Raw genomic sequence first — 26,547 nt, forward strand, 5'->3', positions numbered from 1 at the left:
TATTATACCATCAATGTTCACAATTTAAAATAGTCATCTTGAATTTTTCTCAACTTAACAATTTCTGAGTCCTGGTTTAGAGAAACATCATCGTAAGTGAGTAGACTTCCCTTTTTAATATCCCTCTTGGCAATAGCACCTTCAGTTACTATCCCTATTGGTAGGTGGTTTCCTTTCTCTTGGTCTTCCTTCTTCTCAAGACTTCCAAAAATCATTTCTCCACCAATAGAATCAAAGGCCTCTCCCTTTTTGATATCCCTCTTGGCTACAGAAACTGTTTCAGCAAAAGGCCTTCCAATAGGAGCAATAGATTCATCTCTTAATACAACAGCATTTATAATAGAAACAATTGTCTCGATGCTAGTCAAGTGATAGGGCCTATAAATAGCGTAGTTTGGACCTTCTCCCATAGAAAGATACTTCATTTCCTTATCTATTATGTCTGATTTTGGTCTTACTACTGCAAAAACTCCTGGAGCAATCCCCGTTGCAAAGTCAACAACTCCATAGGAATTTAAAATTCCCCCATCTTCTTTTAGCTTGAAGTCATCTGAAATACTTTTTGGATCAGTATCTATAAAGTGACAGCCTCTTACGTCTGGCACAAATCCAAGGGCATTGCAAACTGCATTGAGTTCAATCATTGTGTTTGTTCCGTCAACAAAGGAGGTTAGCATCCTAGGGTTTATTCCCTTTTTTTCTGCTGCTTCCCTTAAAGTGTCTGGTGTAGCATAATTATTTAATTCATTATTTTTACCCTTGCCTAAGACTAGGACTTCAAAGCCACAAGTTTTTGCAAATTCATAAATTTCTACAATTGCACCAGGTTCGTCTCCCTTAGTTCCAGAATAAACTACTCCCTTTTCATCTGCCAAGACTTTTAAATAAGGACCAACAGTTGCATCCATTTCCACATTGAGGCTGACAATGTCAACCTTGTTCTCAATAGCAATAAGAGAAAGCCTTGTTCCTGTCTCTGTATCTCCAGTGCAATCCACTAGGCAATCTACAAGGGATGCAGCTATTAAATTATTCGTAGTTCCAATATATTTTTTTTCTTTTAAAAGCTTCTTAGCTTCTTCTATGTCATCAGTAAAGGCAAGGTCATTTTTATCTATATTTGCTGCATCAATGGCAGCTTCCAAAGTTTTTTTATTTCTTGACGCAAATACAAGGGGATAAAAATTTTCATTTTGGCTAAGCAAAGTGAAAAGCGAGCTTCCCATAATACCTGAACCAACAATTCCAACAGAAATATTCCCAAATTCCTTTAATTTTTTCTGTAAATAAAACATACTTCCTCCAAATCTATTGCAAGATATAATTTCAAAATTAATCGCAAAGACTATTTTAATCTGATTTAACTTCTATTGCAAATTGCTTTTTTCCCTCAATATTTTTCCGAGCCTATAGCCGCAGCTAAAGGCAAAGTGAAGATTGTAACCACCACAGTCCCCATCAATGTCTAGGGCCTCTCCAATTATATAGAGGTCCTTAAATTTTTTTGATTCATAGTTTTCTGGATTTACTTCATCAAGAGAAACTCCACCTCTTGTCACTTGGGCATTTTTAAATCCAGTGTTTCCTGTTACTCTAAAACGAGATTTTAAAAGTAGTCCAACAATCTTTTCAAAGTCTCCAACAGGAATCATGTTCATGGCAATATTTTTGTCCATATTTAGCGAGTCAACTATATAGTGGATAAACTTTTTGTCTACAATACCCAGCAAAAATTCTTCAAGTGAAAAGTCTGGGAACATGTAATACCTGTTGTAGAGCATATCGATGCTATCTTCATTTAAGTTATTTATAAGGGGAACTTCAATTATGTTATTATCACTAATATTTACCGACATATCTAGAATTGGTGGACCACTAATTCCGTAGTTAGTAAATAAAATTTCCCCTTCTCTCTCATCTACAAGTTTTTCATCCTTTAATAGCCTTGCACGACCTAGGACCTTTGTCCCACTTAGGTGTTTTAAATATTTTGAGTCAAGTTTTAACTGAGTAAGAGCTGGTTTTAAATCAGTAACCCTTATTCCCATCTTTTTTAGGATTTCAAAGCTAACTCCATCGGACCCACTTGCTGGCATGGCCTTGCCACCAAAGGCAGCTACCACTACATCAGCCTTGAGAGTCTCGTCATTAGTTATAAGCTCATAGCCCTTTTTTCTCTTCTTGATTTCCTTAACTTGCGAATTAGTTTTTATTTCTATTCCCTTTTTCTCAAGCCAATAAATAAGAATATTTAAAACAGAATTTGCCTTTAAGCTTATGGGATAGACTCTTTCTCCGTCACGAGTTGATTCAAGTCCTAAAATTTTAAAGTGATTTATAAGATCTTCGTTAGTAAATTCTTCTAGGGTTCTTTTTACAAAGTCAGGAGAAGAATAATTTTTCTCAGTCAAGTTCATGTTGGTGTAATTGCACCTTCCGTTGCCTGTGGCCAACAATTTTTTCCCAATCCTGTCATTTTTTTCTAAAAGAATTACCTTGTTGTTTTCATTTTTTGCATTTATTGCAGTGACAATTCCACTTGCCCCTGCGCCAATTATTATTATATCCATATTATCACTCATAAATTATATCCTAAGTTCATATAATTTTACAAGATTTAAGCCATTTTATGTTATAATGACTTAGAAATTTGGAGGATGTATGAAAAATAAAATTTATATAACTGGTCACAAAAATCCAGATACTGATAGCATATGTTCTGCCATAGCCCTTGCAGAATTAAAAAACAAGATGGGCGAAGACGCTGAAGCAATTAGATTGGGAAACCTAAATAGGGAAACAGAATTTGTCCTAGACTACTTTAAGGTCCAAAGACCAAGGCTAAAAACTTCTATTAAGCCACAAGTTCGCGACATAGAAATTGATGCAGCTTACTGTGTCAACCCAAGTCTTTCTATGGCCTCTGCCATGGACCTAATTCAAAAAAATAATATTAGTTCACTCCCTGTAGTTGATGACGATGACAACTTAATTGGGATAGTGAGTCTTTCCAACATAGCATCAACTTACATGGAAATTTGGGACGACTCAATTATTGGCAGGTCTAATACAAGTTTCGAAAATATTTTAGAAGTACTTAAGGGAAAGGTCCTCTATCTTCCCAAAGATCCAAGAAAATTCACTGGCAAGATGGCTGTCAAAGCCATAAAAAATCAAGACCTTATAAGCGAAGGGGACATTGTAATTGTTGGTGACGATGTAAAGGACCAAGAATCTGTAATAAGAAAAGGAGTTTCTCTTTTAATCCTAACTATTTCTAGTAAGCTTGACGATGAACTCATGGAGCTTGCAAAAGAAAATAATGTTGCAGTGATTTCAACTGGCCTATCTACCTTTATGGTGGCAAGACTTTTGCCTCAAGCTGTGCCTGTTGAATATGTAATGACAAGAGATGACCTAGTAGTTTTTCACAAAGACGATTTAATTGACGACGTAAGAGAAAAAATGTCTCAATCGAGATTTAGGTCATATCCAGTCCTTGACAACAAGAACAAGGTTATAGGAAATATTTCAAGATACCACTTGATTTCAAATTTAAAGAAGAAAATAATTTTAGTAGACCACAACGAGAGGAACCAATCTATTGACGACATTGACGCTGCAGAAATTGTTCAAATTGTGGACCACCATAGGGTTGCAAATATCTCCACATCTTCCCCAATTTATTTTAGGAACGAACCTGTGGGATCAACTGCTACAATTGTTTCAAAGATGTTTTTTGAAAATGGGATCAAACCATCTCGTGAAGTTGCTGGACTTCTTTGTGCAGCAATCATTTCTGACACCTTACTCTTTAGGTCACCAACTTCAACTGAGACAGATAAGTATGTCTTAAACAAGATGAAAAAAATTGCAGCCATTGATGTTGATGACTTTGCCATGAAGATGTTCCGTGCAGGCACGAGCCTTGAAGGCAGAAAACCTGATGAACTTTTAAAGTCTGATGTTAAAAACTTTTCTGTTGAAGGAGTTAATGTAAGGGTCTGCCAAATTTTTACCATGGACCTAGAGTCAACAGCTTCAGTTGAAAATGAACTAAAAGAGACCATGGAAAACTTTGTAGCTACATCTGATGCAGAGACTTTCGTCCTAATGATTACAGACATTTTTAAAGAAGTTTCCGAAGTCATCTTGGCAGGTTCCTTCAAGGAAGCTATTGCAAGAAAATTTGACAAGAACCTAGTTGGAGATAAGTTTTTATCAGAAGGTCTTCTCTCAAGAAAAAAACAACTTTTACCAAAGATTTCCTCAGCAATATCAGAAGAAATTTCATAAGAAGATAAAAAAATAAGAGTCTATCAAGTGATAGACTCTTATTTTTGTTAGTTTAATTGTTACAAGACTCACCACAGCCACATGAACCGTCGTGATCATCATGGGAATCGCACCCACATGAATGGTCATGATCGTGGTCGTGTTGGTGGTGGTCATTATCCTCTTCACTGTTTTCATCTATATAGACGTTGACTTCTTTTATTCCATAAACTTTTTCAAGTTCATCGGCAAATTCTACTACAGTTTTTTTGTCAAAGCCATAGATGTAAACTTCGCTTCCATAATTTAAGATTTCTAATTTTAAAATTCCATCATCATAAAGACTTAAGCCCATAAAGTTTAAGGCACTTTCACCTATAAGATTTTCTAAAATTAATTTTTTAAAGTCTTCATCAATGATGCCTTGCAAGATATACTCGTATCCATTTTCATCTGAATAAACAGCCAAGTCATCTACAAGTTTTTTTGATTTCTTGTCTTCTTTTAAAACTGTGATTTGATAAGAATCGCACCTATTAAGGTAAATTCTTACAAGGTCTTTTAGGTGTGAAAGGTCTATGTTTTCATCAATAAAAACATCATTTTCAAAATTTATATAATACAATTTATGCCTCCTACTTAGTCAAGAGATAGAATTCAATATAGGCATTTTCCATCTTGTCTTCATTGCCAAAATAAATATTTGTGAAATAGATTTTATAGTTGTCATCTTCTATTGCTAGGTCTTCTAACTTTATTTGCTCCTTAGTCTTTTTAAGAGTTTTCAGTTTATCCCTTAGGGCCACTAGATCAATAGACTTCTTAAGCCTGTAGTCACCATTAGCTTTTTTATAAATATTTATTTCTTTATTATTTTTTTCAAACTTATAGTCCCCAGATTTCGCTTCCTTATCTAGTGAGTAAACAAAAATAATATTCTTATATCCTTCTATATCTAAATTAAATCCAAGTTCTCCTTCGTCGACAATGCCATCAGTGTAAGAGTAACCAAGATAAGATTGGTTTTCAACTTTATTAGAGAAGCCAAAGACTCTTGTGAAACTTTCTTCGCTAAGTTTAAATTCCTTTGGAAGATATTTTAACTCTTCAAGTCTGTCTCTCTTATCCATATAAGAAACTATATCTATTATTTGGTTTTTTACAAAGCTATCGAGCTTCACATCAGACCTTATGTCTTCTCCAGCAATCATGTTGTTCTCCTTTAAGAGTTTTTCAAACCTAGCATTTTGTGACCTAGTTCTAAGTCTTGTTGCAGAGGCTGGCCCAATTCCAGTTATCAATATAATGGCAGCTAAGAAAATTGGCACAGTTATATTTGAATTTTCTCTATAAAAAATATAGTAAATTAAGGATAAAAATACCCAAAGTCCTACAGCTAATACAATGTATCTGTTTTCTGTAAGTCCATATTCCCCAATTCTTAGGTAAATTGCAAAAAACATCATCCCAAGCAGAGGGAATAAACTTATTGGAAAAATAATTTTAAATTTATTTATAAATCCAATTGAGTCCACTCTTGAAAGGAAAAACAAGTAAACCACAGAAAAAGATGCGAACCAAATTACAAGATTTACTATTAAGTTATTTGGGATTTGCCAAAGTACTAAAATCTTTATAAAGTATGCCAAGAGAATTAAAGCATAAATAATTACAAGTGGCGTAAATATATAGACCAAAAGAATCCTAAAGGGTTTGGGATACTTGTAGTCTGTAAAGGAGTCCCTCACCTTTGGAAAATCTTGGAAAAAAGTTATCACGTTAAATAAGATAAAGGAAAATATTCCAATTCTTAAATAAACTAAGGATCCAAAACTAAATTTAAAAAGTGAATCCAGGGCAAATACTATAGCAGAAACTCCTACAAAAACTATAAAGCTGTAAATGTTGGAAATTATAAAGGCTCTTAAGATTTTTGCAACATAGGCTACATAGTCTTCGTGATAATTAAATTTTGCTACAAAGGAAGATGCCACTATTAGTGATGCTATCAGGGTAAAGAAAACCAAATTATCATCATATTTTGTCAAAGGACCTGCCTCATTAGATACTAATTCGTAAATTCCATAAAGTATGGGCAAGCTTACAACATAAGAAATTATTTTTAATAAATTATTATTTTTTAAGTTTTTTAGATCATAAAAATTTCTTAATCCTTCATTGAAAAGTCTTATAAATGCATATAAAAATATGGCAAAGATAAAAACTAATCCGTAAGTTATCATTTTATTGTTAAAGTCTTCTGCATTTTGATCATAAGTCGCTAGTATCAAAAATATACTTGCAAGTGTAGCTGATATTATTGTAAAGGGAAATCTTTTAAAAGTATCTTTTATACTTTTAAAATCAAGAATTTTAATATTAAGTTTTTTCATAATTACCTCCCTTTTTTAATAATATACTAAAGACAATAATTTTTAAAGAATTTCACTTAAACCTTTATCATTGTATCCACTTTGACATATTTATTTTTTGTATACAAGTTCTCCTTCAGAGATTGTATATAGGACTTCCCCTCTAAGGGTCTTATCCTTGAAAGGTGTATTAGAAGATTTAGATTTATATTTATCTATCTTATATTCACTATCGAGATCTATTATTGCAAGGTCAGCAATTTTTCCTTGGCTTATTTCTCCTCCCTCAAGTCCATAAATTCTTGCTGGATTTGTAGACATGAGTTCAATTAATTTCATAAGGCTAATTTCTTCTGTCAAAACTAAATTTTCATAGCAAATTGAAAAAGACGTCTCAAGACCGATTATTCCCGATGGAGCCTTAGTTATTTCTTTAGATTTTTCTTCTGCAGTGTGAGGGGCATGGTCTGTTGCAATAATTTCTATTGTTCCTTCTTTTATTCCCTTAATAATTCTAAGTCTATCCTCTTCACTCCTTAGTGGAGGATTCATTTTTGCAAGACTTCCATATTCTAAAACTGCAGAATCATTTAGAGCTATGTGGTGGGGTGTTACTTCTGCATAAATATTTGCGCCCATTTCCTTTCCAAACTTCACAAGGTCTACTCCAAGTCCTGTGGAAATATGTTGGATAGAAATTTTTGCCCCAGTATAGATTGCCATAGCCACGTCTCTTGCTATAAAAGATGTCTCTGCAATATTAGGTGAACCATATATTCCAAGTTTTTCTGAAACTTCTGAATGGTTTATTCCATTTTGTCCAATTAAGTCTGGGTCTTCTTCGTGGAAGGAAATAATTGCATCAAGGTCTTTGGCCCTGTTCATTGCTTCAAGTATAAGTTCAGAATTCCTATTTGGGATTCCATCATCAGTGAAGGCAACTGCTCCCCTCTTAAAATTTTCTTCCATATCAACTAGTTCTAAGTCTCCAAAATTTTTTGTAAGAGCTGAAACTGTAAAAACTTTTAGGGGTAAGTCTCTGGCCTTCTTGTAATGTTCAATTATTTTTTCCTTAGAATCAATTTTTGGACTTGTGTTTGCCATTTGGACCACACTAGTAAAGCCACCAGCAATGGCAGCTTGGCTTCCTGTCACTAGGTCTTCCTTTTGAGTTTGACCAGGATCTCTAAAGTGAACATGGACATCTATTAGGCCTGGGACTACGACTTTTTCTCTTGCATCAATAACTTCTTCCTTGTCACTTGATGCTTCAATATCTTTTGCAATCTTTATAATTTTCCCATCTTCAATCTTTATGTCTATAACTTCATCTCTTTTAGATACTGGATCAAGAACTCTTCCACCTTTAATTATCATATAAACTCCTCTTAAATAAAATCTTAAAAAATCAAATAAAATTCTACATCCTAAAAAAGACGAGGGTTAACCTCGCCTTTTAAAATATTTTATTCTTCTTCTGCCTCTTCTTCGTCTTCGTCATAAATTTCTAAATCGTCAAAGTCGAAATCATCATCATAAAGGTCGAATTCAATGTCATCATTTTCATAAACATAATCTTCAAGATCAGCAAGATCTTCTTCAATAATATCTACATAGTCTTCAATTTCTTCACGAGATTCTCTCATTTCATCGATAACATCACTTAGAATATCTACAAGTTCAGAAATAATTTTTCCTTCATTTGTAGTAGTGTCTAAATCATATCCATCACAAAGACCTCGTAAGTAAGATATTCTCTTTAATAAATATTCCATGTTTCCTCCAAGTTTCCTCCAAATTAAACTCTAGACATATATTCGCCATCTCTAGTGTCAATTCTTATCATATCGCCTGTATTGATAAATAGTGGCACGTTGAGAGTAAAGCCTGTTTCTACTGTAGCTGGTTTAGATCCACCACTTGATGTATCTCCCTTCACGCCTGGTTCTGTTTGAGTAACTTCTAATTCAACAAAGTTAGGAGGAGTTACCCTAAATGCCTTTCCCTTGTAGAAGTTAATAGTAGCCATGTCATTTTCCTTAATAAAGTTAAGAGCATCTTCCACCATGTCTTTTTCTAGTGGGATTTGTTCGTAGGATTCTTGATCCATGAAGTAGTAAAGTTCACCGTCAGAATATAGGTATTGCATTTCTTTGTTTTCAATAACAACTCTTTCAAATTTTTCAGATGGGTTAAAAGTAGTGTCTCTAATTCCACCAGTTAGTACTGATTTAATTTTACTTCTTACAAAGGCAGCTCCCTTTCCTGGTTTAACGTGTTGGAAATCAATAACTTCCCAAACATCTCCATCCCATTCAAATGTAAGTCCTTTTCTTAATTCTCCTGCGTTGATCATATTATCCTCCATATTTAAGTATTATCTTCTATGTCGTAGTAGTTAAGTGAAATTGGCTGAAATTTTATGTATTCAGGCAACAAATAACCATATAAACTGAAGACTCGTGAAGAATATTTAACTCCTATACCTGAGTTTCTATCATATAGGTCTATTAAATATCCATTTAAAGTGCAAGTATTAGCAATTTGTGCATTTTCCTTTAGTATAATTATACCAGATAATGTATTATCATTAAACACAACTTTATCATTTATTATGAAAATTTGACCCCTAGTAGATGATAAAAATTTTAAAGTTCCTGACTTTTGAATAATTATATCTTTTTTTGATACATCATAAAGTGGATTTAATTTTTTGATGTAAGAATCACTTTCTTCATCGTACAATTCTATCTCTTCGAAAATAATATATTTCCCACCCTGATAATCATAAATAAAATCGCCGTCAAGATATATTTTTTTATTATTTTTATCTGTCCAATCATCGCATGCAAATTTTTCTCTTAAATTATTTAAAGCTTCTCCATTTACTTTAGATGAATTTAGAATTCCATCTTCTTCCTTATAAATTTTATTTATGTAGTGACCTCGAATCCTCCCGTCCACAAGAGTATCCTTATATTTGATTTGACTCTTGAGGCTAATTAAGTCTATATCCTTATTTTTTTCATCTTCATAATCTTCTTTCTTAAAATTAAGACTTAAGAGTTCAGTATCTTCTGGAAGTTTTTTTATCTTTAACTTATTAGAGGAATCTTTAAAAATAAAATCTTCTAGGTCTTTTTGAAAGTCATCTTGTGAGATTTTTATATTAAGTGTTGACTCTAAAGCATAGTTTGCTTGAAGAGACTCCAGTCTATTTTTACTTATGTAAGTAGAACCAGACATGTAGGAGTAAATAAAATAAAAAAAGATTGCAAGGAGGCTAATGAGTAAAATTGTAAAAATATAAATATATCCCTTTTCTCTTTTACTCATAAAGTCTTGACCTCTTTGCAATCTTTCTTATAATTTCTTCTTTATCCTTATATCCAATTTTTATAGAAAAACAATCTCCTTCATCATCAATAGAAAATGAAGAAATGTTATCTGCTAGTGCATTGACTCCGTCGGACTCAATCTTTTCCGTTTTGCCTAACCTGTCCCTCAGAAGAGAATACCTGTAAACTTTATTGTTCTTTAGTCCAAAGAAAACATAATTAAATTTATTTTCAACTGGCTGGATAAAATAAATTTTTCCATCAACAACTGTATAGTAATCACTTGAAGTGATCTCATCTTTTATGTAACCCAAGGCGTAGGACAAGTCAGATGAAATATTTTCATTTTCATAGGTTTTTGTCAGGGCCTTCTGAGACACTCCCAAGATTGATGTTATTACCATCCCAATTATTAAGAGCATGGCCATGGACATAACAAGTTCAATCAGTGAATAGGCCTCCCTTTTTGAGGTATACCTCCATCTTAATCTCTTCATCAGAACCTCGTCTCTTTCCCCTTAAAATTATATGGTCTAACTTATCTTCTGACTCCTTCTCAACTTCAATCTTAAATTTATCATTAAAACCATCGGCATCATCAAAGTGTAAATCTAAGTCTTCATTATTGTAGGAGCTACCAATTACTTCTTCCATTCTAGATGACATGAGGCTTATAAGTTCTTCCCTCTCGCCGATATAAGTCTGATTCTTTAAAAGACTTATTACATTAGGAAGAATTGTTGACGCTATTAGTGCCAAGAGAACAATAGAAAATAAAACTTCAAGCATTAAGTTGCCCTTGTGCTTATTCTTTATAATCAATAAAATTCACCTTACCTGTCACTGGCTGTATTGTAATCTTATATTTCTTATCTCCAATGGAAAAAATCATTGTTCCAGCTGATGATTTTTCATTTACATAAGAGGGCTTACCCTTTTTTGAAAAAGTAATTTCGCTGAGGTTTGTGGACTCTAATTTAAGAAGAGAATTAAATTTAACTTCTTTTGACTTTTTACCAAATTTTATTGAGTAACCTTGGTCATTTAAAGTCATTGAAGTCCTCAAATTATTTATTTGAGAATAATTTTTTAAAAATTTTAAATCAAGTGCTAGTTCTTTTACTTGTTCTCTAGCCTGAACCCTGTCCCTTATTTTAAAATTAAGTCCTCCAATGCTAAGTAAAACTAAAATTATGCCTATGCTAATCACTAACTCAATTAGGGTAAAGGCTTTGTTCTTCTTCATAGTAATCAACTTCTTTTAAAAATAAAAGTAAATCTTCATCCTCTTCTGCTATAAAGTAAATATAGCTTATATCGTCTTGGGCTAAGTTTATTCTAGTCCACTGATTCTCAAGAATTTCTCCACTAAAAGGCAAGTTTTCTCCAGCAATATTTATAGTTCCCATTTCTCTAAAAGATTTTTTTGGAAGATATATAGAAAAAGAAAGACCATTGCAGTGCCTGTCCACTCCAAGTTTCACTTTGTCATTTAAATCCTTTTTACTTGCAAAGACAGATGTGATTCCATCTTCTGGATAATAATCTAATTTTATATTATCGCTTTCAATAAACTTTAAACCCTCTTCATTAGATTTAGTTTTATCTTGTTCAAATATACTTTCACTTTTAATTGAATCGCTTAAATTTAAGGGCTTAGCTGAAATACTATTCTTATCTAAATTTTTTATTGTCTCTTCATGACCCTTGATTTGCTTTTGATTCTTAGCTATATTCTTAATATTACTTTGCTTTTTATTCTTTAATTGAATATTTTTCTTGGTATTAGTAATTTTTTCAGAGTTTTTTTCTTTAGTTACATCTTGTTTTTCTTTATCTTCTGATTTCTTCTCTTCAATTTGTTTATTTTCTCCAAAGTAAGCCTTCTTTAAATCGCTATAATAAATTGCCTTTGAAGGTTTCTCTGCTTTAAGCCTGTAATTGAAGTTTCCTTCATCACTTCTAGTCAAGTCAATACTAGAGTATCCATAGTAATTAATAAGGTTCTCAATTTTATTTAAGTTATTAGAGTTTACGCTCCCCTTAATAATTAAACTTTCAATATCACTTTGAGATTCTTTAGAAAAATTATCTTTACTTATATTGCTTTCCTTGGCAATTTTTTCTAATTTATCTTGTGAGAAGTCACGGAATCCCTTATATGTAAATTCTTCTTCGATTACAGGCATATTATCCTTAAGACTTGCTTCAGATGTGCTTTGGACTTCATTCTTTAATAGAAAATTATAAAATAAAAATTCAATTAAAAGTAAAATCAAAAGGCTGGATAGGATTTTTTCTCTCTTTGAAAGTTTTCGATATCCAATTTTTTTGCAAAAAATATCATAAATATCCATTTAATTTTTCCTCAAGATAAGCTGCTAAGTCCTTGTGAAGCCTTGTGTTAGGATGAATTCCATCGATAAGGTCTTCTTCTATATAGTTTTCTTTAGCATAATCGTAGAAGGATACGACCCTATAGTCTCCTTCTCTTTCCTTTAAGATCCTATCAAAATCTTCTATTTTTTTATTTACAGAAGTAAAATTTATAAAACTTTTATAGGCTTCGTCAAGATTTAAAAAAGACGTTGGATAAGGTGTAATTATGAAAATTTTTCCCTTATTTATTTTTAACTTATCTACAATTTTAAAAATATTATCTAAGACATGATCAAGAGACTTCCCATTATAAAAATCATTTAAACCAATACAAACTAAATTCACATCATAGGCAATTAAGTTATCTAGTGTCAAAAGTAGTTCGTCACTAGTTAGACCATTAACCCCATAGTTATCAATATCATAACCTTTTCCCGATAAGTAATAAACTAAGGATTTTCCTCCTACTAAAAATCCCTCAAAAATCGAATCACCTAAGGCACAGAATTTCATAAGCCCTCCTATAAAAGTCCTTCTTCAAGAAAACTAAAGTATCTGTTGTCTCCAATAATTATATGATCCAAGATGTCTATACCAATAATCTTAGAAGCCTCAATTAAATTTTTTGTGAGCCCTATATCTTCCTTTGATGGGCTGGGGTCACCAGTTGGGTGATTATGTAATAGAATTATGCTGTGAGCATTGTCAGATATAGCGGCCCTGAAAACTTCCCTTGCATGGACTATAGTCATATTAATAGTTCCCTTAGAAATTTCCCTGATAAAGTTTATTTCCTTCTTTGTATTAAGAGTCATAATCCTAAAGTGTTCTTGCTCCAATACACTCATCTCGCTCAACACATAATTAGCAGCTATAGATGGCGAAGTAACTCTTATCTTTGTTCCATTACTTGAAACAGCAAGTCTTATGCCCAGTTGGACTGCCGCCAAGATCATAGCAGCCTTGGCCTCTCCTATTCCATCAACCTCCATAAGATTAGAAAGGTTTGCATTCTTTAAGGAGTTTAGTCCATTAGAATCATTAGCTGTCCTAAGGGACCTCAAAACCTTAGTAGCAGTATCAATGGCTGAATCTCCCTTCCTATTTCCCGTCCTAATAATTAGGGCTAGGAGTTCAGCATTAGATAGATAATCTGGACCAAACTTAATTAGTTTCTCTTGAGGCCTTTCGTCCTCTGGCATTTCCTTTATAGTGTATTTTTCAAAATCTCTCTCTTTCATCTAAACCACCAATCACTTATTGCCATAAATTAAAATCAAATAACCTAGTTAGGTCTCTATTTATTTTTCCAATTGGAAGACCAACAATATTAAAAAAGTCACCCCTGATTTCTTCAACAAGTAAGGCTCCCTTGTCTTGTATACCGTAGGCACCAGCCTTGTCTTCATATTCTAATGTATCCAAATAATTTTCAACTTCTTCATGGCTTAAGTCATAAAATTTTACAGAAGATTTTTCATAGTCCACATACTTTATGCCTTGAGACAATTTAAAAATAGCATAAGCCGTATAAACATTGTGGACCTTACCACTTAAAGACTTAATCATTTCTCTCGCCTCATCCCTGTTCTTAGGTTTGCCCATTAGTTTTCCATCAAGTTCCACTAGGGTATCAGCAGATAAAACAATAGAGTTTTCATTTTCCTTGGCAACTTCTATACCTTTTCCAAAAGCAAGGCCCATAACAGTTGCCCAGGGAGAAAAAGTATCGTCCTTAATTTCATTTATTTCTCTTGTTATAATTTCAAAATCTATAAATTCTCCCAAAATTTCTCTTCTTCTTGGAGAATTTGACGCTAAAATAATTTTTTCCATATATACCTCTACTTAGAAATGTTTGTGTTGTCAACTATATAGATTGAAGTAAGTCCAACAAAAAAACCTGTGAAAATACCAAGAATAACCAAAATTGGAAGATAGGCTAAGATTGCTGTGGTCCTCATTATAAATGAAGCCACAAGAACCTGACCTAAATTGTGAAAAAAAGAACCAATTTCACTTATACCAATAAGTGATAAATATTTTCTCAAGAATTTGTGGGCTAAAATCATAGAAAGAGAACTCAATATAGCCCCACCCATGGAGAAAAATAAACTTGAAATTGCTCCAGTCACAAGTCCCAATAATATAGTTTTAAAAATAGCTACAAAAAAACCCTCCTTGTAGCCAATTGCAACTATAGTTACTAGGACAACAATATTGGATAATCCAAGTCTTGCTCCTGGAATAGCTACAGGTAGCGGAATCATGGACTCAAAGAGACCAAGCACAATACCAAGAGCACTTAAGAGGGATAGGTAAATTAACTTTTTATTATTTCTCATTTTATTATCATATCCAAACTCTCGTCGCTAGGCTTGTCTTCAACAATCTTAAGCATAAGTCTATTAGGTAGACAAATAATAGAATCACCTGTTAGACTAATTTTTCCCATCTTCATGCAAATCTTATCCTTGCAATCAGATTCATGCATATGAACTTCTCCATTATTTATATGAACTTCGTTCTTGCCGTACTTAGTATCTATATCAAGATCTAAATTCGTATCTTCATTTAATTCAACTTCCTTATAAATTTTTCCGTCAACAGTTATAACAAGTTTTTTAGAAGATATTTCATCTTCTTTCGGTAACTTGTTGGTGAAAAAATAAATAAGAAAAGACGAAATAATTATTAAAAAAATAACTAAAACATCAGCTTTTTTTATCTTATTCATGAATTTATTATAGCATACTTTTATTTACTAATGACTTAATAAATAAAATTTTAATTTTTATATTTAACTAATTATAATTTTTAGTAAAAAATAGTTTAAAGTCGGTGTGAAAATTTTTAATTTTTTTCGAATGGAAAAATTGATTTTAAATGATTAATAATTAAATATGAATGATCTCTTATAAAAAAAAGTGGACATTTGGTGTGGATTTTGGCATAAATAGACGGCAAAAAAACAATATTACAGGGCAATAAAAAAATCGTGTATCATCATTAACCGCATGAAATACAAATAAACGGCAATTAACGATAATACACGATAATAGAAAATGGTGCTAAAGATGGGACTTGAACCCATACGATCTTTCGACCGCCAGATTTTGAGTCTGGTGCGTCTGCCAATTCCGCCACTCTAGCAAAATAAAAAAAGAAGTGCCAGGCACTTCTAAATATTGTGGGGTGGATAGTGGGAATCGAACCCACGATCTTCAGGACCACAATCTGACGCCTTAACCAGCTAGGCCATACCCACCACGAACAATAAATATATAATAACAAATTAAAAATGTATTGTCAATAAAGATTTACAATAATTATAAGTTTTCTAATTTTTCTCTTAAATTCTTCAAGGCTCTTGCTCTGTGAGAAATTTCATTTTTTTCTTCGTGAGACATTTCTGCAAAAGTTTTGTCAAATCCATCTGGTATGAAGATACTATCATAGCCAAAACCATTGTCTCCTCTTTCAACTTCTGAAATTTTTCCCTCACAAACCCCTTCTATTGGAATTATATTCTTCTTTGAATCGATTAAGATTATTTGAGTTTTGAAATAGGCTGACCTGTCTTCTTTGTTCTTTAAGTTTGTTAAAAGTTTTTCTCTGTTTTTCTTATCATCATGCTCTGATGCATACCTTGCAGAGTGAACTCCTGGCTCACCATCAAGTGCATTTACAAAAAGTCCTGTGTCATCAGCCAGGACTGCGAGGTCAATTCTTTCTGCCATGGCACTTGCTTTTTTCAAAGCATTGTCATAAAGTGTTTCTCCATCTTCTACTACTTCAAAATCAAGTCCATCTATATCAGACTTCCCAAAGATTTCAATATCTAAGTCAGCTAAAATTTCTTTTATTTCTCTTAATTTATTTTTATTATCTGTTGATAAAACTATTTTATTCATAGACTTTGCTCCAAAATTTCAAAATATCGGAAGATTTCTCCAATTCCTCTCTTAGCTCCTTGTAAAAATTCATTTAACTCTTCAATGGAAAATGTGTCTTTTTCTCCAGTTCCTTGAATTTCTACAAGTTGAAAGTCGTCATTCATTACAATATTTAGGTCTACATCTGCATTGGAATCTTCTTTGAAGTCTAAATCAACTAGGCTTGTCCCATTAACTTTTCCTACACTAATAGCTGCAACTTTTGAGATGATTGGATCTTCTTCAAACCTCTTATTCTCTAAGGCTTTTTTAACTGCAAGTTTAAGTGCAATGTAAGAACCTGTTATTGCTGCTGTTCTAGTTCCTCCATCGGCAGATATAACATCGCAGTCTATCCAAATAGTTCTTTCTCCAATTTTATCTAAATCTATACAAGTCCTTAAGGATCTTCCAATTAATCTTGAAATTTCGCTGCTTCTTCCATCAAGTTTCCCCTTGGAAATGTCCCTAACTTTTCTAGTAGGGGTTGATCCAGGTAACATTGAATATTCACTTGATAGCCAGCCCTTATTTTTTCCTCTTAAAAATCCTGGAACCTTGTTTTCGATCATGGCACTACAAATAACTCTTGTCTTGCCACATTCTATTAAAACTGATCCATCGGGATGGTCTAAGTAATTAGGAGTGATCCTTATAGGTCTTGCTTCATCGTTCTGTCTATCTTCTCTCATAATTCCCCTTCTATTTTTCTACAAATGTGTTCATATATTCTTCTATACCATTATAGAGTCCTTGTGCTAATTTATCAATGTAGTCAGGGTCTTTAATATTTTCTAAATCATCTTCATTGGATAAAAATCCAAGTTCTGCTAAGGCAGCAACATTTTTTGTCTTATTTAAAACAATTATAGCTGGCCTATTTTTAATTCCACGATCAACTGCTCCTGTTTCTTTTATAAGAGCTTTTTGTAAGCAGGATGCGAAATCTTTTTGAACTGTATCTTTAATTCTTACGTTCTTTTCTGATGCGTAAAGAACTTCTATCCCCTTGGCACTAGAATTATCAGCACTGTTAAAGTGGATTGATAAAAATAAGTGAGCGTCTCCATCGTTAGAAACACCTGCCCTATCTAGAAGCTTAATGTATTCGTCTCTTGTTCTTGTTATTGTTGGGCTTATTTCACTATTGGCAGATAGTTTATCCATTAATCTCTCAGCAACTAATAGATTTACAGTTTTTTCATAGGTTTCTCCATCAAGAGCAACTGCTCCTGAGTCTTTTCCACCGTGACCAGGGTCAATTACAATTTTTAATTTGCCATTAACTTCTATCTTATCTTTAATTACCCTCTTTTTCTTTTCATCTGATTTATCAAGTTCAGCTTGGTCAAAAATCTTGTCCTTGTTGCCACCCTTAATTTCTTTTGTAATCTTGTTAGTTTCTCTCTTTTCCACATTTGACTCAAAATAATTGCTATCGAATATGGATTTTGAATTAGAATTCTTAGTCTTAGATGCAACTTTTTTCGTATTCTTATTCTTAGACTTATTATTCTTAGTATTCTTATTAGAATTTTCTTTCTTGTCATCTTCAACAATAGACTTAGTCTTATTTGTGCTTATCTCTGCCCTAACTTTATCGTTATTCCAATCAACATCATAACCAAAAGTTTCAGAAATAAATCTCAAAGGCACCATTGTCTTGGTTTCTTTTCTTGGGCTTGAATAAAGAGCAAGTTGTGGTGCTTGAGCATTGTCAAGGCTTATTTTTTTACCATTAACTCTTACATTAGGACTATTTATTTTCATGTCAATAACATCTCCATTAAGACTAATCTTAATTGACTTATCCCTGTTGTTCCACTTGACATCTGCTCCGAGATTTTCTGTGATTTCACGGATCGGCACAAAAGTCCTGCCCTGCTTTATGTAGGGGGAGAATTCTGTCTTTAATGTCCTATTATTTACTAGAACTCCAGCTTTCTTAACCTGAAATTGTGTCCTGCCTATGCTTACTTTAAATAAGTTGTTGGCAAATACTGGTGTAATAAGTAATGCCAAGCACAATATTGAAATTTTAATAATTTTTTTCATTTAATTCACCTAGATAAAGTTTATAGACTTTTGTAATTATTGTCAACAATGTAACCAAATTGTAATAATTTTAGACCACTTTATAAAGCTCATCAGGATCAGGATCTTTTAATATTATTTCTTTGTCCTCATACTTTACTACAGCTTCATTTTCTCCATTTATTTCTCCAATTTTTGTAACTTTAATTCCTTTAGCTTCTGCTTCTCTTTTAAAGTCATCAAAGCTTTCTTTATCAAATACCATTAACATGGACCCACTTGATATTAACTTCATGGGATTTATATCATAAAAGTCGGAGATTTTCCTAGTTACATCTAAAAGAGGGATTAAGTCATTATAAATTCTTATACCGTGACCTAAAGCTCTAGAAGTCTCCCACACTGCACCAAAAAGTCCACCTTCAGTGATGTCGTGCATGTGTTTTACATAGTATTTACCTGCAATTTTAGATTCCTTTAAAACAGAAATTTCCTTGGAAAGTGATTTTGCAAATTCATATTCTTCTTCGTTTAAAATTTCTTTTACCTGGTCTTTTTCATGGGCAATTATACTTGTGCCTTCTATGCCAAGATATTTAGAAACCACAAGTACGTCTCCTGGCTTTACACTTTTTATGTCTGGTCTTCTATCTTTATTGACTCTGCCTAGGACTGTAGTTGAAATTACAATTTTATTTACGGCATCAGTTACCTCAGTGTGTCCACCAACTATATCAACATTTAGTTCTTCTGCAGTTCTTGTTGCATCATTTACAATTTCCTTTAAGTCGTCTAGGTCGGCAGATGGCGGAATCAAAAGTGTCATTAAAACTCCCACTGGGTCTGCACATTGGCAACTCACATCATTTACAGAAATATTTATGGCAAGTGATCCTAGGTTTTTTGAAGCACCTGTTATGGGATCAGTTGAGGCTACTATTAGGTCTCCTCCAAAATCCATTACTGCATTGTCAAGACCAGTTCCTCCACCCATTATCACTTCTTTTCTATTTGAAACAAGCTTATCAAAAATATATTTTTCCAACAAGTCTGTTTTTAATTTTCCAATTTTCATCCTTTACACCTCACAAAAATTTTACACTTATTTGATTTGCATTTCAAATTTGTTAAATCCATTTTCCTTGTAAAAATTTTTGCTCACAATATCTATATCTTTAAAAGTCTTATTAAAATAATCTTCATCTTTTACTAGGCCTCTCACTACTATCCTTCCCTTGTCAAAATTGTAGGATGTTATGACCAAATTTTCATCTTCAAGTTTTTGTATTTCAGAAACTTTTTCTATAAACTTTTTATTCTTTTCTTGAAACCTATCAGATGATAAATCTATGTCCTCGCCCTCGGTTGCTTCTTGAGTTTTTATTTTTTCACTTATGATTTCATTTTCATTTTTTAGCTTCTTGTAATAAAAAAGATTTGAAATTATTAAAATTAATATAGCAAGGGGCAAAATGTAATTAATATAATTTTTATCTTTTTTTGTTTTATTCTTCTCTTTTTCTTTAGTCTTTAAAATATTAAGTTCTAAATTTTTCCCAAGATACTCATATTCTAAATTGCTATAGGACTTTAGAAGATCCTTAATAGTTTCTGAGTCTGCAATTTTTCCAAAAAGATAAATTTTATCTCCACTTGCAAATTTTTCTATTTTATTAATGTGTCTGATAAAATAATTCTTATATTTAAACAAGAAGTCTTCTTCAACTTTTTGTTCCTCTATATCGTACCTAAGATTAATTATGTTTGAGGCATTTTTCTCTTCTAGTCCATTGTCTTCAATTATTTTTTCAATGTTCTCGTCGTAAATTTTCTCATAGGATTTTACTAGATCATCCTCAATAGAAATCAATTTTATGTAAGTAGCTTGGACTTCTAGAAACTTACCATCCTTTGAGAAAGTTTGACTCTCTGGAAGTATCTCATAATTTTTAACTTCTAATTTATCTAAGATTTCTTCAATTTTTAAAATCATGTCTTTGGGAACTAGATCAATAGAAAGTTCTAGGTTATCTCCAAGAGATTTTTTCTTATAAAAAATTTTGTAATCATCAAGATTAAAATCTCCATAATCTTCCAATTCAAGATTTAAAAATCCTCTAATTTCAGACTCATCAATTTCTGGAATCTTGTAATTAATATGAATAAATTCACTTGAATCAAATATTACATAGGCTTTATCCCTCTTCTTTAAATCAAGTTTCTTAAAAATCTTTCCCATCTTATAGAAAAAATGGTGGTAATCTAAAATATTCCCATCCTTATATATCCTATAAGGCATGGGAACAGAATTTTTCTCTTCTTCACTTTTTGTCTTGTCAAAAATATTTATAAAACCGTCATTAAGCTTAATTTTTATACTTCTGTCAAACATATTTCACCTACAAATTAAGAAAATAATTATAGCCACAGTCATAAAGGGTCCAAAAGCAATGGAATCCTTGAAAGTTTTCTTCTTAAGTAAAATTAATATTAAAGATATAAGTCCTGCACTTATAAAGGAGTCCTTAAATAGGACAAAGGCCTCATATAAATTATTCGCCAAGAGCCCCATTATAAGAGAATAATAAACATCTCCTAGACCCATCATCTTTGTAACAAAATATATTAGAAAAAATATAAGACCCATTCCAAGAGAATATTTTAGAGAATTTATAAGCCCTCCAATAATAAAAACCTTATAAATAAGGACAAAAAACAATAATATTAAGAGGTCAAGGTTATAAATATAACCTGTCTTATAGTCAATGATTCCAATAAAAAATGCAATTATTAAAATAAAAATAACTATCAGGGTCTCAAGAGAAATTTTATATCTCATAAAAACTAAAAGAGCCAAAAGAGAAGTTAAGACTTCAAGATAAAAGTTTTCTCTTTCAATTTTTTCTCCACAATAAGAGCATTTCCCTCTTAAAAATATATAAGAAAAAACTGGAATCATTTCATAAAAACTTAAAGTCTTCTTGCAAGAATCACAATGACTTCTTGAGAATATAAAGTCTTCTCCCCTCTCCCTTCTCTCAACAAAAACTTTGTAAAAGGATCCAAGGGAACCGCCAAATAAAAATACTAATAAAGATATAAAAATAAAATATAAGTTAACTTTCATTATCTTTGACGAGCTTCTTGTCTTGAACTTTTATTGGACCTGGCTCTACTGTCACATCTCCATCAGCTGTTGATGTGATTTTAAAATCTTTTGCTCCATCAAGATGCTTTGCGGGTTTTGGAATCTTTCCTCCTTCAATATAGGGCTTTAAATCTTCTGCATTAATTTCACCTTTTTTATCGGGATTGTCAATGAAATATAAAATGCCTGCACTTTTTAAGACCTTGACATTGGCATTGTGAGCTGCCGCTTCTGCTGCCAAGTTAGTTGAGCTATATCTCATAGCTGCAATGGAAATTAAAATTGCAATAATTGCTATTACAATTACCAACTCAATTAAAGTAAATCCCTTGTTTCTTTTTTTGTTTTTCATATGTCCCTCCTAAAATTGATTTACCATATCAAAAATTGGTAGTGCAATTGACAGCACTATAAATCCAATTATCAATGCCATTATAATTATTAAAATTGGTCCCATTAGACCAAGGAATTTTTGGTTTCTGGAATTTAATTCTTCGTCATAATATGAAGACATTATAGAAAAAACTTCTCTTAAGCTTGAAGACTCTTCTCCAACCCTAATCATTGATAGCAAAATATTTGAAAAAACTCCAGCTTCTTGAAAACTTTTATATAGATGATCTCCTGACTTTAACCTTGCTAAAATCTCTTGATACTTTTCTTTTAAGCTTAAATTTTTTTCCATCTTAGAAATTATTTCAAGACTCCTATCTACTGTTAAACCTGACCCAAGTAAGAGATCCATGTTAAAGGATAGGTTCATGGACTTTGTCATCTTATAGTAAGAGGATTTCAATAAGAAAGAATGAAAAGTCTTGGGATGTTTTTTATGATAAATTAATGCAATCGATACCACAATTAATATTCCTAAAATTATAAATAAATAATTCTTATAAATAAAATTTGAAAATCCTAATAAAATCCTCGTTGGTAATGGAAGCAAGTTATTGTTGTCAGAAAAAATCTCCGCAAAACTTGGAATTACATTTATAATCAAAAAATTAATTATAAAGATTGAAGTCACTAAAAGAATTATAGGATAGGCCATGGCTTCAATAATTTTTGAACGAGTCTTTCTCTTTTTTATGTAGTAATCAGAAAGTTTATTAAAAATTTTTCCAAGACTTGAAGTATTTTCTCCAACATAAACCATGTTTATTACAAGACTCGGGAAGGCTCCCGTCAAATTCATGGCATCTGATAAAGAGCTCCCAGATCTTAAACTATCCCTTATATTACTTAAAATCTTTCCCTTGTCCTTTACAAACTGTGTGGATAATATTTCAAAGGCACTTTCTATATTTATTCCAGAATTTATAAAAAGAGAAAGTTGTCTAAATAAAATATAGAGATCCTCATTCTTAAATTTTTTCTTGAAGTCAAAAGAATTTGAAGACTCAATATTTTCTTCTATCTTTATGGGCCTAAGTCCCTCTCTTTTTAATTTCTCCTTAGCTTTCTTTAAGTTGTCAGCCTTAATATTTCCCTTAACCTTTTCCCTGCCCCTAAAGGCCTTGTACTTGTAAATCATAATTCACCAACAGTATGTATGTTTCTATAATACTCATCAAAAGTTGTCTCTCCACCTGCTATTAAGTTTAGAATTTCACTTGATAGGGTCTTCATTCCCTTTTCTATGGCGAGATTTTTTATATTTTTAACAGATTCTCTCCTGCTAATCATCTCTCTAATTTCAGAATCAACAATCATTATTTCAAAGACAGCCATCCTGCCAGAGTAACCTTGGTTGCACTTATGACAACCCCTTGCCCTATAGATAAATTCATTCTTTATAAGTGGGTTTGTATTTTTAATCTTTTCTTTACAATGTGGACAAAGTCTTCTTATTAATCTTTGGGAGATTACCCCAATAAGGCCTGCAGAAATTAGGTAGGGCTCTATTCCCATATCAATAAGTCTTCCTATTGAAGCAGGGGATGATTCTGTGTGAAGAGTAGATAGGACTAAGTGACCGGTGATTGAAGATGAAATTGCTATGTGAGCTGTATCTTCATTTCTTATTTCGCCAATCATAATCTTATCTGGGTCCATCCTCAAAATTGCCTTGAGACCTTTTTCAAAGCTTAGACCTGTGTTGGGATTTACTTCAATTTGATTTATACCGTCAATTTTATACTCAATTGGGTCTTCAATAGTCATGATGTTTATGTCATCATCTTGAATTTTTCTTAGAAGAGTGTATAGGGATGAAGTCTTACCGGAAGATGTTGGTCCACAAATTAGAATCAAGCCTGATGGTTGAGAAATTAATTTCATTACCTTGTCATAATTTTCTCCGACAAGTCCAATTCCTTCAGGTGTATAAGAAATTCTTTGAATGTCCAAAATCCTCAAGACAATTTTTTCGCCGCTACCAGTTGGAGTTGTGGCAACCCTTATGTCGATCTTATCTCCCTTGAAGTCAAAGGAAAATCTTCCATCTTGAGGAAGTCTCTTTTCTGAAATATCAAGTTGAGATAGAATCTTTATCCTGGTTATTAAATGAGGATAAATCTTTTCAGGCAAGTCTATTAACTTATTTAGGGCTCCATCAATCCTGATTCTCACAACTATATTGTCATGCCTTGGTTCTATGTGGATATCACTAGCATTTTTAGCAATGCTTTCTCTAAGAATATAATCAAGGGCTCTAACAGCTGGTGAGTCTTCCTTATCCTCATCTTCTAAGACGATTAAGTCCTCATACTCCTTGTTTATATCTTCTAAAAGATAATCTTTTCCATCACTATTATAGATTTCATCTAAAATTAGATTTATTTTTTCTATACTCGCTTCCTCAAAGGAAATTTCTCTTCCTAGTTTTTCGCTGAGATTGTACTTTAAAATCTCATCATTAATATGTAAAGAGTAGAAGACCACTAGGTCGCCTTCTTCTCTATGTGGAGCTATAAAATTTTTTCGACAGTAATTTTCTGTCAAAATATTTTTAAGATCAAAAGAAAAATTATTCACTTTCCTCTCTCCTGTAGTCACAAGTAGAATTACTACATTTTATTGTCTTTTTATTTCTTGAATTCATCTCTGTCAAAATGCTTCCACACTTTGGACATTTTTCATCAATTGGCTTGTTCCAGGACACAAATTCACATTTTGGATATTGGTCACAGCCGTAGAAGATTCTTCCCTTTTTAGATCTCTTAACTACAATTTCTCCATCGTCACAGTCTGGGCACTTAACTCCAATTTTTTCAACAAGAGGTTTTGTGTTCCTACATTCTGGGAAGCCTGGACATGCCAAGAACTTTCCATACCTACCCATTTTTATAACCATGTTTCTGCCACATTTGTCACAGATTTCATCAGTTACTGGATCTTCAATTTCTACTTTTTCTATATTTTCATAAGCCTTATCGAGGTCTTCTTTTAAATCACCATAGAAGGACCTAACAAGTTCCTTCCAAGGTTTTTTACCTTCAGCAATTTCATCAAGTTCAAACTCCATTTGGGCAGTGAACTTCTTGTCAACTAGGTTGTCAAAGTTATCAACTAAGATCTCATTTACTGTTTGACCAAGCTCTGTTGGGACAAATTTCTTCTCTTCAAGGACTACATAATACCTACTTTGGAGAGTAGAAATTGTTGGCGCATAGGTAGAAGGTCTTCCAACTCCCAAGGCTTCAAGCTCCTTAATGAGTGAGGCTTCGTTATATCTTGGAGGTGGATTTGTGAAGTGTTGTTCCTTCTTAATATCTTTCAATTTTAGGACTTGTCCTTCTTCAAGTGGCGGAAGTTCCTTTGCTTTCTCAAGACTATAATCGTAAACTCTTAAGAATCCGTCAAAGTCCAAAGTAGACCCAGTTACCCTAAATAATTCAAGATTAGAAACTATATCTGCTGATATTGTGTTAAAAATTGCATTTGCCATAAGTGATGCAACAAACCTCTTCCAAATTAAGGAATACAATTTAAATTGATCCTTTGAGAGAGAATCTTTTATTGAGTAAGGTGTTTTTGTAACATCAGTTGGCCTAATACATTCGTGGGCATCTTGAATGTTTTCAGTTTTCTTTGCTGGTGCCTTTGCTTTTCCTAGATAATTTTTACCATAAGACTTTTCTATAAAATTTAGGCATGCATTTTGTGCCTCTTGGGAAATCCTCACTGAGTCTGTTCTCATGTAAGTTATAAGACCTACTGAACCTTCTTTTGGAAGTTTAACACCCTCATAAAGACTTTGGGCAACCATCATGGTTTTCTTTGTGGAAAAATTAATTCTCCTAGAACTTTCTTGTTGCATTGTAGAAGTTGTGAAAGGATTTGGAGACTTTCTAGCTCTTTTTCCCTTCTTCACAGAGTCCACAGTAAACTTGTCCTTATCTACATTATTTATTACCTTGTCAGCATCCTTTTCAGTCTTAAGTTCAACTTTCTTAGCCTTATTATTTTCTTTTACACCATAATAATCAGCAAGAAGTTTCCTTCTTCCTGCCCTTAAATCAGCTTCAATAGTCCAGTACTCTTCGGGGATAAAGCTATCAATTTCCTCTTCCCTATCACAAATTAATTTTAGGACTGCTGATTGAACACGACCTGCTGATAAGCCAGACTTAACTTTCTTCCATAATAAGGGAGAAATTTTATAACCTGCAAGCCTATCAAGTTCACGTCTTGCTTGTTGAGCATCAACAAGGTTCATATCAATAGTTCTTGGGTTTTTAATTTCTCTTTTTACTGTGTCCTTAGTTATTTCATTGAAGGTAACCCTGTTTTTATCATCTTCATCCATACCTAAAATATAAGAAAGGTGCCAAGATATGGCTTCTCCTTCTCTATCGGGGTCGGTTGCAAGGAATATCTTGTCTGCTTTTTTTGCTTCAGACTTAATTTCTTTAATTAAAGGACCCTTACCATATATATTCATGTATTGTGGTTCAAAATCATTTTCTATATCTATACCAAGTTTGGACTTGGGTAGGTCCCTAACGTGTCCTACAGATGCAATAACATTGTAATTTCTGCCAAGCATCTTTTTTATTGTCTTTGCCTTAGTAGGTGACTCGACTATTACGAGATTTTTTGCCAAAATATCATCTCCTTCTTCCTAA

At 32.6% G+C, this 26,547-nt stretch carries 28 protein-coding genes and 2 tRNA genes; 1 reads left to right on the plus strand and 29 read right to left on the minus strand.

What is annotated here, in order from left to right:
* Nucleotides 1-17: 17 nt before the first annotated feature.
* Together I6I93_RS00865 and I6I93_RS00870 are read right to left on the minus strand one after the other, a co-directional pair.
* Complete coding sequence (locus tag I6I93_RS00865; protein WP_112890381.1) at nt 18-1,295, minus strand: NAD(P)H-dependent oxidoreductase; 1,278 nt, start codon at nt 1,293-1,295, stop codon at nt 18-20.
* Nucleotides 1,296-1,367: 72 nt separating this feature from the next.
* A complete protein-coding gene (locus I6I93_RS00870) occupies nt 1,368-2,582 on the minus strand; it encodes a BaiN/RdsA family NAD(P)/FAD-dependent oxidoreductase (protein WP_236587190.1) in 1,215 nt (404 codons plus the stop codon).
* Nucleotides 2,583-2,661: 79 nt separating this feature from the next.
* On the opposite strand from I6I93_RS00870, the gene I6I93_RS00875 reads away from it, so the two are divergent.
* Complete coding sequence (locus tag I6I93_RS00875) at nt 2,662-4,296, plus strand: putative manganese-dependent inorganic diphosphatase (RefSeq protein ID WP_112890382.1); 1,635 nt, start codon at nt 2,662-2,664, stop codon at nt 4,294-4,296.
* A gap of 52 nt (nt 4,297-4,348) precedes the next feature.
* Here the strand turns inward: I6I93_RS00875 and I6I93_RS00880 are convergent, their stop codons facing one another.
* From I6I93_RS00880 to topA, 27 genes are all read right to left on the minus strand, one after another.
* Nucleotides 4,349-4,900 (minus strand): hypothetical protein, encoded by a 552-nt coding sequence (locus tag I6I93_RS00880; RefSeq protein WP_112890383.1) that lies wholly within the window; start codon nt 4,898-4,900, stop codon nt 4,349-4,351.
* Between the two features lie 10 nt (nt 4,901-4,910).
* Nucleotides 4,911-6,668 carry a DUF4153 domain-containing protein gene (locus I6I93_RS00885; RefSeq protein WP_236587191.1) on the minus strand — a complete coding sequence of 586 codons (1,758 nt, stop codon included), beginning with the start codon at nt 6,666-6,668 and terminating at the stop codon, nt 4,911-4,913.
* A gap of 90 nt (nt 6,669-6,758) precedes the next feature.
* Entirely contained in the window at nt 6,759-8,024 is a 1,266-nt protein-coding gene (locus tag I6I93_RS00890; RefSeq protein ID WP_112890384.1) for a dihydroorotase, read from the minus strand.
* 89 nt (nt 8,025-8,113) lie between these two features.
* On the minus strand, nt 8,114-8,422 hold the full coding sequence (locus I6I93_RS00895; RefSeq protein WP_112890385.1) for a CD1247 N-terminal domain-containing protein: 309 nt from the start codon (nt 8,420-8,422) through the stop codon (nt 8,114-8,116).
* Nucleotides 8,423-8,445: 23 nt separating this feature from the next.
* Nucleotides 8,446-9,003, minus strand: a complete 558-nt coding sequence (gene efp / locus I6I93_RS00900) for an elongation factor P (protein ID WP_070700128.1) — start codon at nt 9,001-9,003, stop codon at nt 8,446-8,448.
* Between the two features lie 14 nt (nt 9,004-9,017).
* Nucleotides 9,018-9,983: a hypothetical protein gene (locus I6I93_RS00905; protein WP_112890386.1), complete on the minus strand. Its 966-nt coding sequence runs from the start codon at nt 9,981-9,983 to the stop codon at nt 9,018-9,020.
* Complete coding sequence (locus tag I6I93_RS00910; RefSeq protein WP_236587192.1) at nt 9,976-10,482, minus strand: PilW family protein; 507 nt, start codon at nt 10,480-10,482, stop codon at nt 9,976-9,978. The genes I6I93_RS00905 and I6I93_RS00910 overlap by 8 nt, the downstream gene beginning before the upstream one ends.
* Nucleotides 10,427-10,807, minus strand: a complete 381-nt coding sequence (locus I6I93_RS00915) for a type II secretion system protein (RefSeq protein WP_236587193.1) — start codon at nt 10,805-10,807, stop codon at nt 10,427-10,429. Before I6I93_RS00915 ends, I6I93_RS00910 begins: the two co-directional genes overlap by 56 nt.
* Nucleotides 10,791-11,231: a prepilin-type N-terminal cleavage/methylation domain-containing protein gene (locus I6I93_RS00920; protein ID WP_112890388.1), complete on the minus strand. Its 441-nt coding sequence runs from the start codon at nt 11,229-11,231 to the stop codon at nt 10,791-10,793. Before I6I93_RS00920 ends, I6I93_RS00915 begins: the two co-directional genes overlap by 17 nt.
* Entirely contained in the window at nt 11,200-12,342 is a 1,143-nt protein-coding gene (locus I6I93_RS00925) for a hypothetical protein (RefSeq protein ID WP_112890389.1), read from the minus strand. Before I6I93_RS00925 ends, I6I93_RS00920 begins: the two co-directional genes overlap by 32 nt.
* On the minus strand, nt 12,329-12,877 hold the full coding sequence (locus tag I6I93_RS00930) for an SGNH/GDSL hydrolase family protein (RefSeq protein ID WP_112890390.1): 549 nt from the start codon (nt 12,875-12,877) through the stop codon (nt 12,329-12,331). Before I6I93_RS00930 ends, I6I93_RS00925 begins: the two co-directional genes overlap by 14 nt.
* Before the next feature lie 8 nt (nt 12,878-12,885).
* Complete coding sequence (gene radC, locus I6I93_RS00935; RefSeq protein ID WP_112890391.1) at nt 12,886-13,605, minus strand: RadC family protein; 720 nt, start codon at nt 13,603-13,605, stop codon at nt 12,886-12,888.
* A gap of 16 nt (nt 13,606-13,621) precedes the next feature.
* A complete protein-coding gene (locus I6I93_RS00940; protein WP_112890392.1) occupies nt 13,622-14,200 on the minus strand; it encodes a Maf family protein in 579 nt (192 codons plus the stop codon).
* Between the two features lie 8 nt (nt 14,201-14,208).
* Nucleotides 14,209-14,709, minus strand: a complete 501-nt coding sequence (locus I6I93_RS00945; RefSeq protein WP_112890393.1) for a Gx transporter family protein — start codon at nt 14,707-14,709, stop codon at nt 14,209-14,211.
* A complete protein-coding gene (locus tag I6I93_RS00950; RefSeq protein WP_172605477.1) occupies nt 14,706-15,101 on the minus strand; it encodes a NusG domain II-containing protein in 396 nt (131 codons plus the stop codon). The genes I6I93_RS00945 and I6I93_RS00950 overlap by 4 nt, the downstream gene beginning before the upstream one ends.
* A gap of 329 nt (nt 15,102-15,430) precedes the next feature.
* Nucleotides 15,431-15,517: transfer RNA gene (locus I6I93_RS00955), tRNA-Leu, on the minus strand.
* 38 nt (nt 15,518-15,555) lie between these two features.
* Nucleotides 15,556-15,632 (minus strand) — tRNA-His (locus I6I93_RS00960).
* Between the two features lie 61 nt (nt 15,633-15,693).
* On the minus strand, nt 15,694-16,278 hold the full coding sequence (gene rdgB / locus I6I93_RS00965; RefSeq protein WP_112890394.1) for an RdgB/HAM1 family non-canonical purine NTP pyrophosphatase: 585 nt from the start codon (nt 16,276-16,278) through the stop codon (nt 15,694-15,696).
* The gene (rph, locus tag I6I93_RS00970) at nt 16,275-16,991 is read right to left on the minus strand and encodes a ribonuclease PH (RefSeq protein WP_112890395.1); all 717 of its coding nucleotides are present in this window, start codon (nt 16,989-16,991) and stop codon (nt 16,275-16,277) included. The genes rdgB and rph overlap by 4 nt, the downstream gene beginning before the upstream one ends.
* A gap of 10 nt (nt 16,992-17,001) precedes the next feature.
* Entirely contained in the window at nt 17,002-18,354 is a 1,353-nt protein-coding gene (locus I6I93_RS00975; RefSeq protein ID WP_112890396.1) for an N-acetylmuramoyl-L-alanine amidase, read from the minus strand.
* Between the two features lie 70 nt (nt 18,355-18,424).
* Nucleotides 18,425-19,408: an AIR synthase family protein gene (locus tag I6I93_RS00980; protein ID WP_112890397.1), complete on the minus strand. Its 984-nt coding sequence runs from the start codon at nt 19,406-19,408 to the stop codon at nt 18,425-18,427.
* 27 nt (nt 19,409-19,435) lie between these two features.
* Nucleotides 19,436-20,725, minus strand: coding sequence for a type IV pilus biogenesis protein PilM (locus tag I6I93_RS00985; RefSeq protein ID WP_112890398.1), 1,290 nt, complete (start codon nt 20,723-20,725; stop codon nt 19,436-19,438).
* Nucleotides 20,726-20,728: 3 nt separating this feature from the next.
* The gene (locus tag I6I93_RS00990) at nt 20,729-21,460 is read right to left on the minus strand and encodes a prepilin peptidase (protein ID WP_112890399.1); all 732 of its coding nucleotides are present in this window, start codon (nt 21,458-21,460) and stop codon (nt 20,729-20,731) included.
* On the minus strand, nt 21,450-21,833 hold the full coding sequence (locus tag I6I93_RS00995) for a prepilin-type N-terminal cleavage/methylation domain-containing protein (protein ID WP_112890400.1): 384 nt from the start codon (nt 21,831-21,833) through the stop codon (nt 21,450-21,452). Before I6I93_RS00995 ends, I6I93_RS00990 begins: the two co-directional genes overlap by 11 nt.
* Before the next feature lie 9 nt (nt 21,834-21,842).
* Nucleotides 21,843-23,012, minus strand: coding sequence for a type II secretion system F family protein (locus I6I93_RS01000; RefSeq protein WP_112890401.1), 1,170 nt, complete (start codon nt 23,010-23,012; stop codon nt 21,843-21,845).
* The gene (locus I6I93_RS01005) at nt 23,009-24,454 is read right to left on the minus strand and encodes a GspE/PulE family protein (protein WP_112890402.1); all 1,446 of its coding nucleotides are present in this window, start codon (nt 24,452-24,454) and stop codon (nt 23,009-23,011) included. The genes I6I93_RS01000 and I6I93_RS01005 overlap by 4 nt, the downstream gene beginning before the upstream one ends.
* Complete coding sequence (gene topA / locus I6I93_RS01010) at nt 24,447-26,525, minus strand: type I DNA topoisomerase (RefSeq protein WP_112890403.1); 2,079 nt, start codon at nt 26,523-26,525, stop codon at nt 24,447-24,449. Before topA ends, I6I93_RS01005 begins: the two co-directional genes overlap by 8 nt.
* Nucleotides 26,526-26,547: the final 22 nt, after the last annotated feature.

Source organism: Peptoniphilus harei (genome assembly GCF_016726485.1).
In the GTDB taxonomy this organism is placed as follows: Bacteria; Bacillota; Clostridia; order Tissierellales; family Peptoniphilaceae; genus Peptoniphilus_A; species Peptoniphilus_A harei.

What these genes read in the sequence shown, in the direction of transcription:
- I6I93_RS00865 (WP_112890381.1), bottom strand. Translation starts at nt 1,295, where the DNA reads ATGTTTTATTTACAGAAAAAATTAAAGGAATTTGGGAATATTTCTGTT.
- I6I93_RS00870 (WP_236587190.1), bottom strand. Translation starts at nt 2,582, where the DNA reads ATGAGTGATAATATGGATATAATAATAATTGGCGCAGGGGCAAGTGGA.
- I6I93_RS00875 (WP_112890382.1), top strand. Translation starts at nt 2,662, where the DNA reads ATGAAAAATAAAATTTATATAACTGGTCACAAAAATCCAGATACTGAT.
- I6I93_RS00885 (WP_236587191.1), bottom strand. Translation starts at nt 6,668, where the DNA reads ATGAAAAAACTTAATATTAAAATTCTTGATTTTAAAAGTATAAAAGAT.
- I6I93_RS00890 (WP_112890384.1), bottom strand. Translation starts at nt 8,024, where the DNA reads ATGATAATTAAAGGTGGAAGAGTTCTTGATCCAGTATCTAAAAGAGAT.
- I6I93_RS00895 (WP_112890385.1), bottom strand. Translation starts at nt 8,422, where the DNA reads ATGGAATATTTATTAAAGAGAATATCTTACTTACGAGGTCTTTGTGAT.
- efp (WP_070700128.1), bottom strand. Translation starts at nt 9,003, where the DNA reads ATGATCAACGCAGGAGAATTAAGAAAAGGACTTACATTTGAATGGGAT.
- I6I93_RS00905 (WP_112890386.1), bottom strand. Translation starts at nt 9,983, where the DNA reads ATGAGTAAAAGAGAAAAGGGATATATTTATATTTTTACAATTTTACTC.
- I6I93_RS00910 (WP_236587192.1), bottom strand. Translation starts at nt 10,482, where the DNA reads ATGAAGAGATTAAGATGGAGGTATACCTCAAAAAGGGAGGCCTATTCA.
- I6I93_RS00920 (WP_112890388.1), bottom strand. Translation starts at nt 11,231, where the DNA reads ATGAAGAAGAACAAAGCCTTTACCCTAATTGAGTTAGTGATTAGCATA.
- I6I93_RS00925 (WP_112890389.1), bottom strand. Translation starts at nt 12,342, where the DNA reads ATGGATATTTATGATATTTTTTGCAAAAAAATTGGATATCGAAAACTT.
- I6I93_RS00930 (WP_112890390.1), bottom strand. Translation starts at nt 12,877, where the DNA reads ATGAAATTCTGTGCCTTAGGTGATTCGATTTTTGAGGGATTTTTAGTA.
- radC (WP_112890391.1), bottom strand. Translation starts at nt 13,605, where the DNA reads ATGAAAGAGAGAGATTTTGAAAAATACACTATAAAGGAAATGCCAGAG.
- I6I93_RS00940 (WP_112890392.1), bottom strand. Translation starts at nt 14,200, where the DNA reads ATGGAAAAAATTATTTTAGCGTCAAATTCTCCAAGAAGAAGAGAAATT.
- I6I93_RS00945 (WP_112890393.1), bottom strand. Translation starts at nt 14,709, where the DNA reads ATGAGAAATAATAAAAAGTTAATTTACCTATCCCTCTTAAGTGCTCTT.
- I6I93_RS00950 (WP_172605477.1), bottom strand. Translation starts at nt 15,101, where the DNA reads ATGAATAAGATAAAAAAAGCTGATGTTTTAGTTATTTTTTTAATAATT.
- rdgB (WP_112890394.1), bottom strand. Translation starts at nt 16,278, where the DNA reads ATGAATAAAATAGTTTTATCAACAGATAATAAAAATAAATTAAGAGAA.
- rph (WP_112890395.1), bottom strand. Translation starts at nt 16,991, where the DNA reads ATGAGAGAAGATAGACAGAACGATGAAGCAAGACCTATAAGGATCACT.
- I6I93_RS00975 (WP_112890396.1), bottom strand. Translation starts at nt 18,354, where the DNA reads ATGAAAAAAATTATTAAAATTTCAATATTGTGCTTGGCATTACTTATT.
- I6I93_RS00980 (WP_112890397.1), bottom strand. Translation starts at nt 19,408, where the DNA reads ATGAAAATTGGAAAATTAAAAACAGACTTGTTGGAAAAATATATTTTT.
- I6I93_RS00985 (WP_112890398.1), bottom strand. Translation starts at nt 20,725, where the DNA reads ATGTTTGACAGAAGTATAAAAATTAAGCTTAATGACGGTTTTATAAAT.
- I6I93_RS00990 (WP_112890399.1), bottom strand. Translation starts at nt 21,460, where the DNA reads ATGAAAGTTAACTTATATTTTATTTTTATATCTTTATTAGTATTTTTA.
- I6I93_RS00995 (WP_112890400.1), bottom strand. Translation starts at nt 21,833, where the DNA reads ATGAAAAACAAAAAAAGAAACAAGGGATTTACTTTAATTGAGTTGGTA.
- I6I93_RS01000 (WP_112890401.1), bottom strand. Translation starts at nt 23,012, where the DNA reads ATGATTTACAAGTACAAGGCCTTTAGGGGCAGGGAAAAGGTTAAGGGA.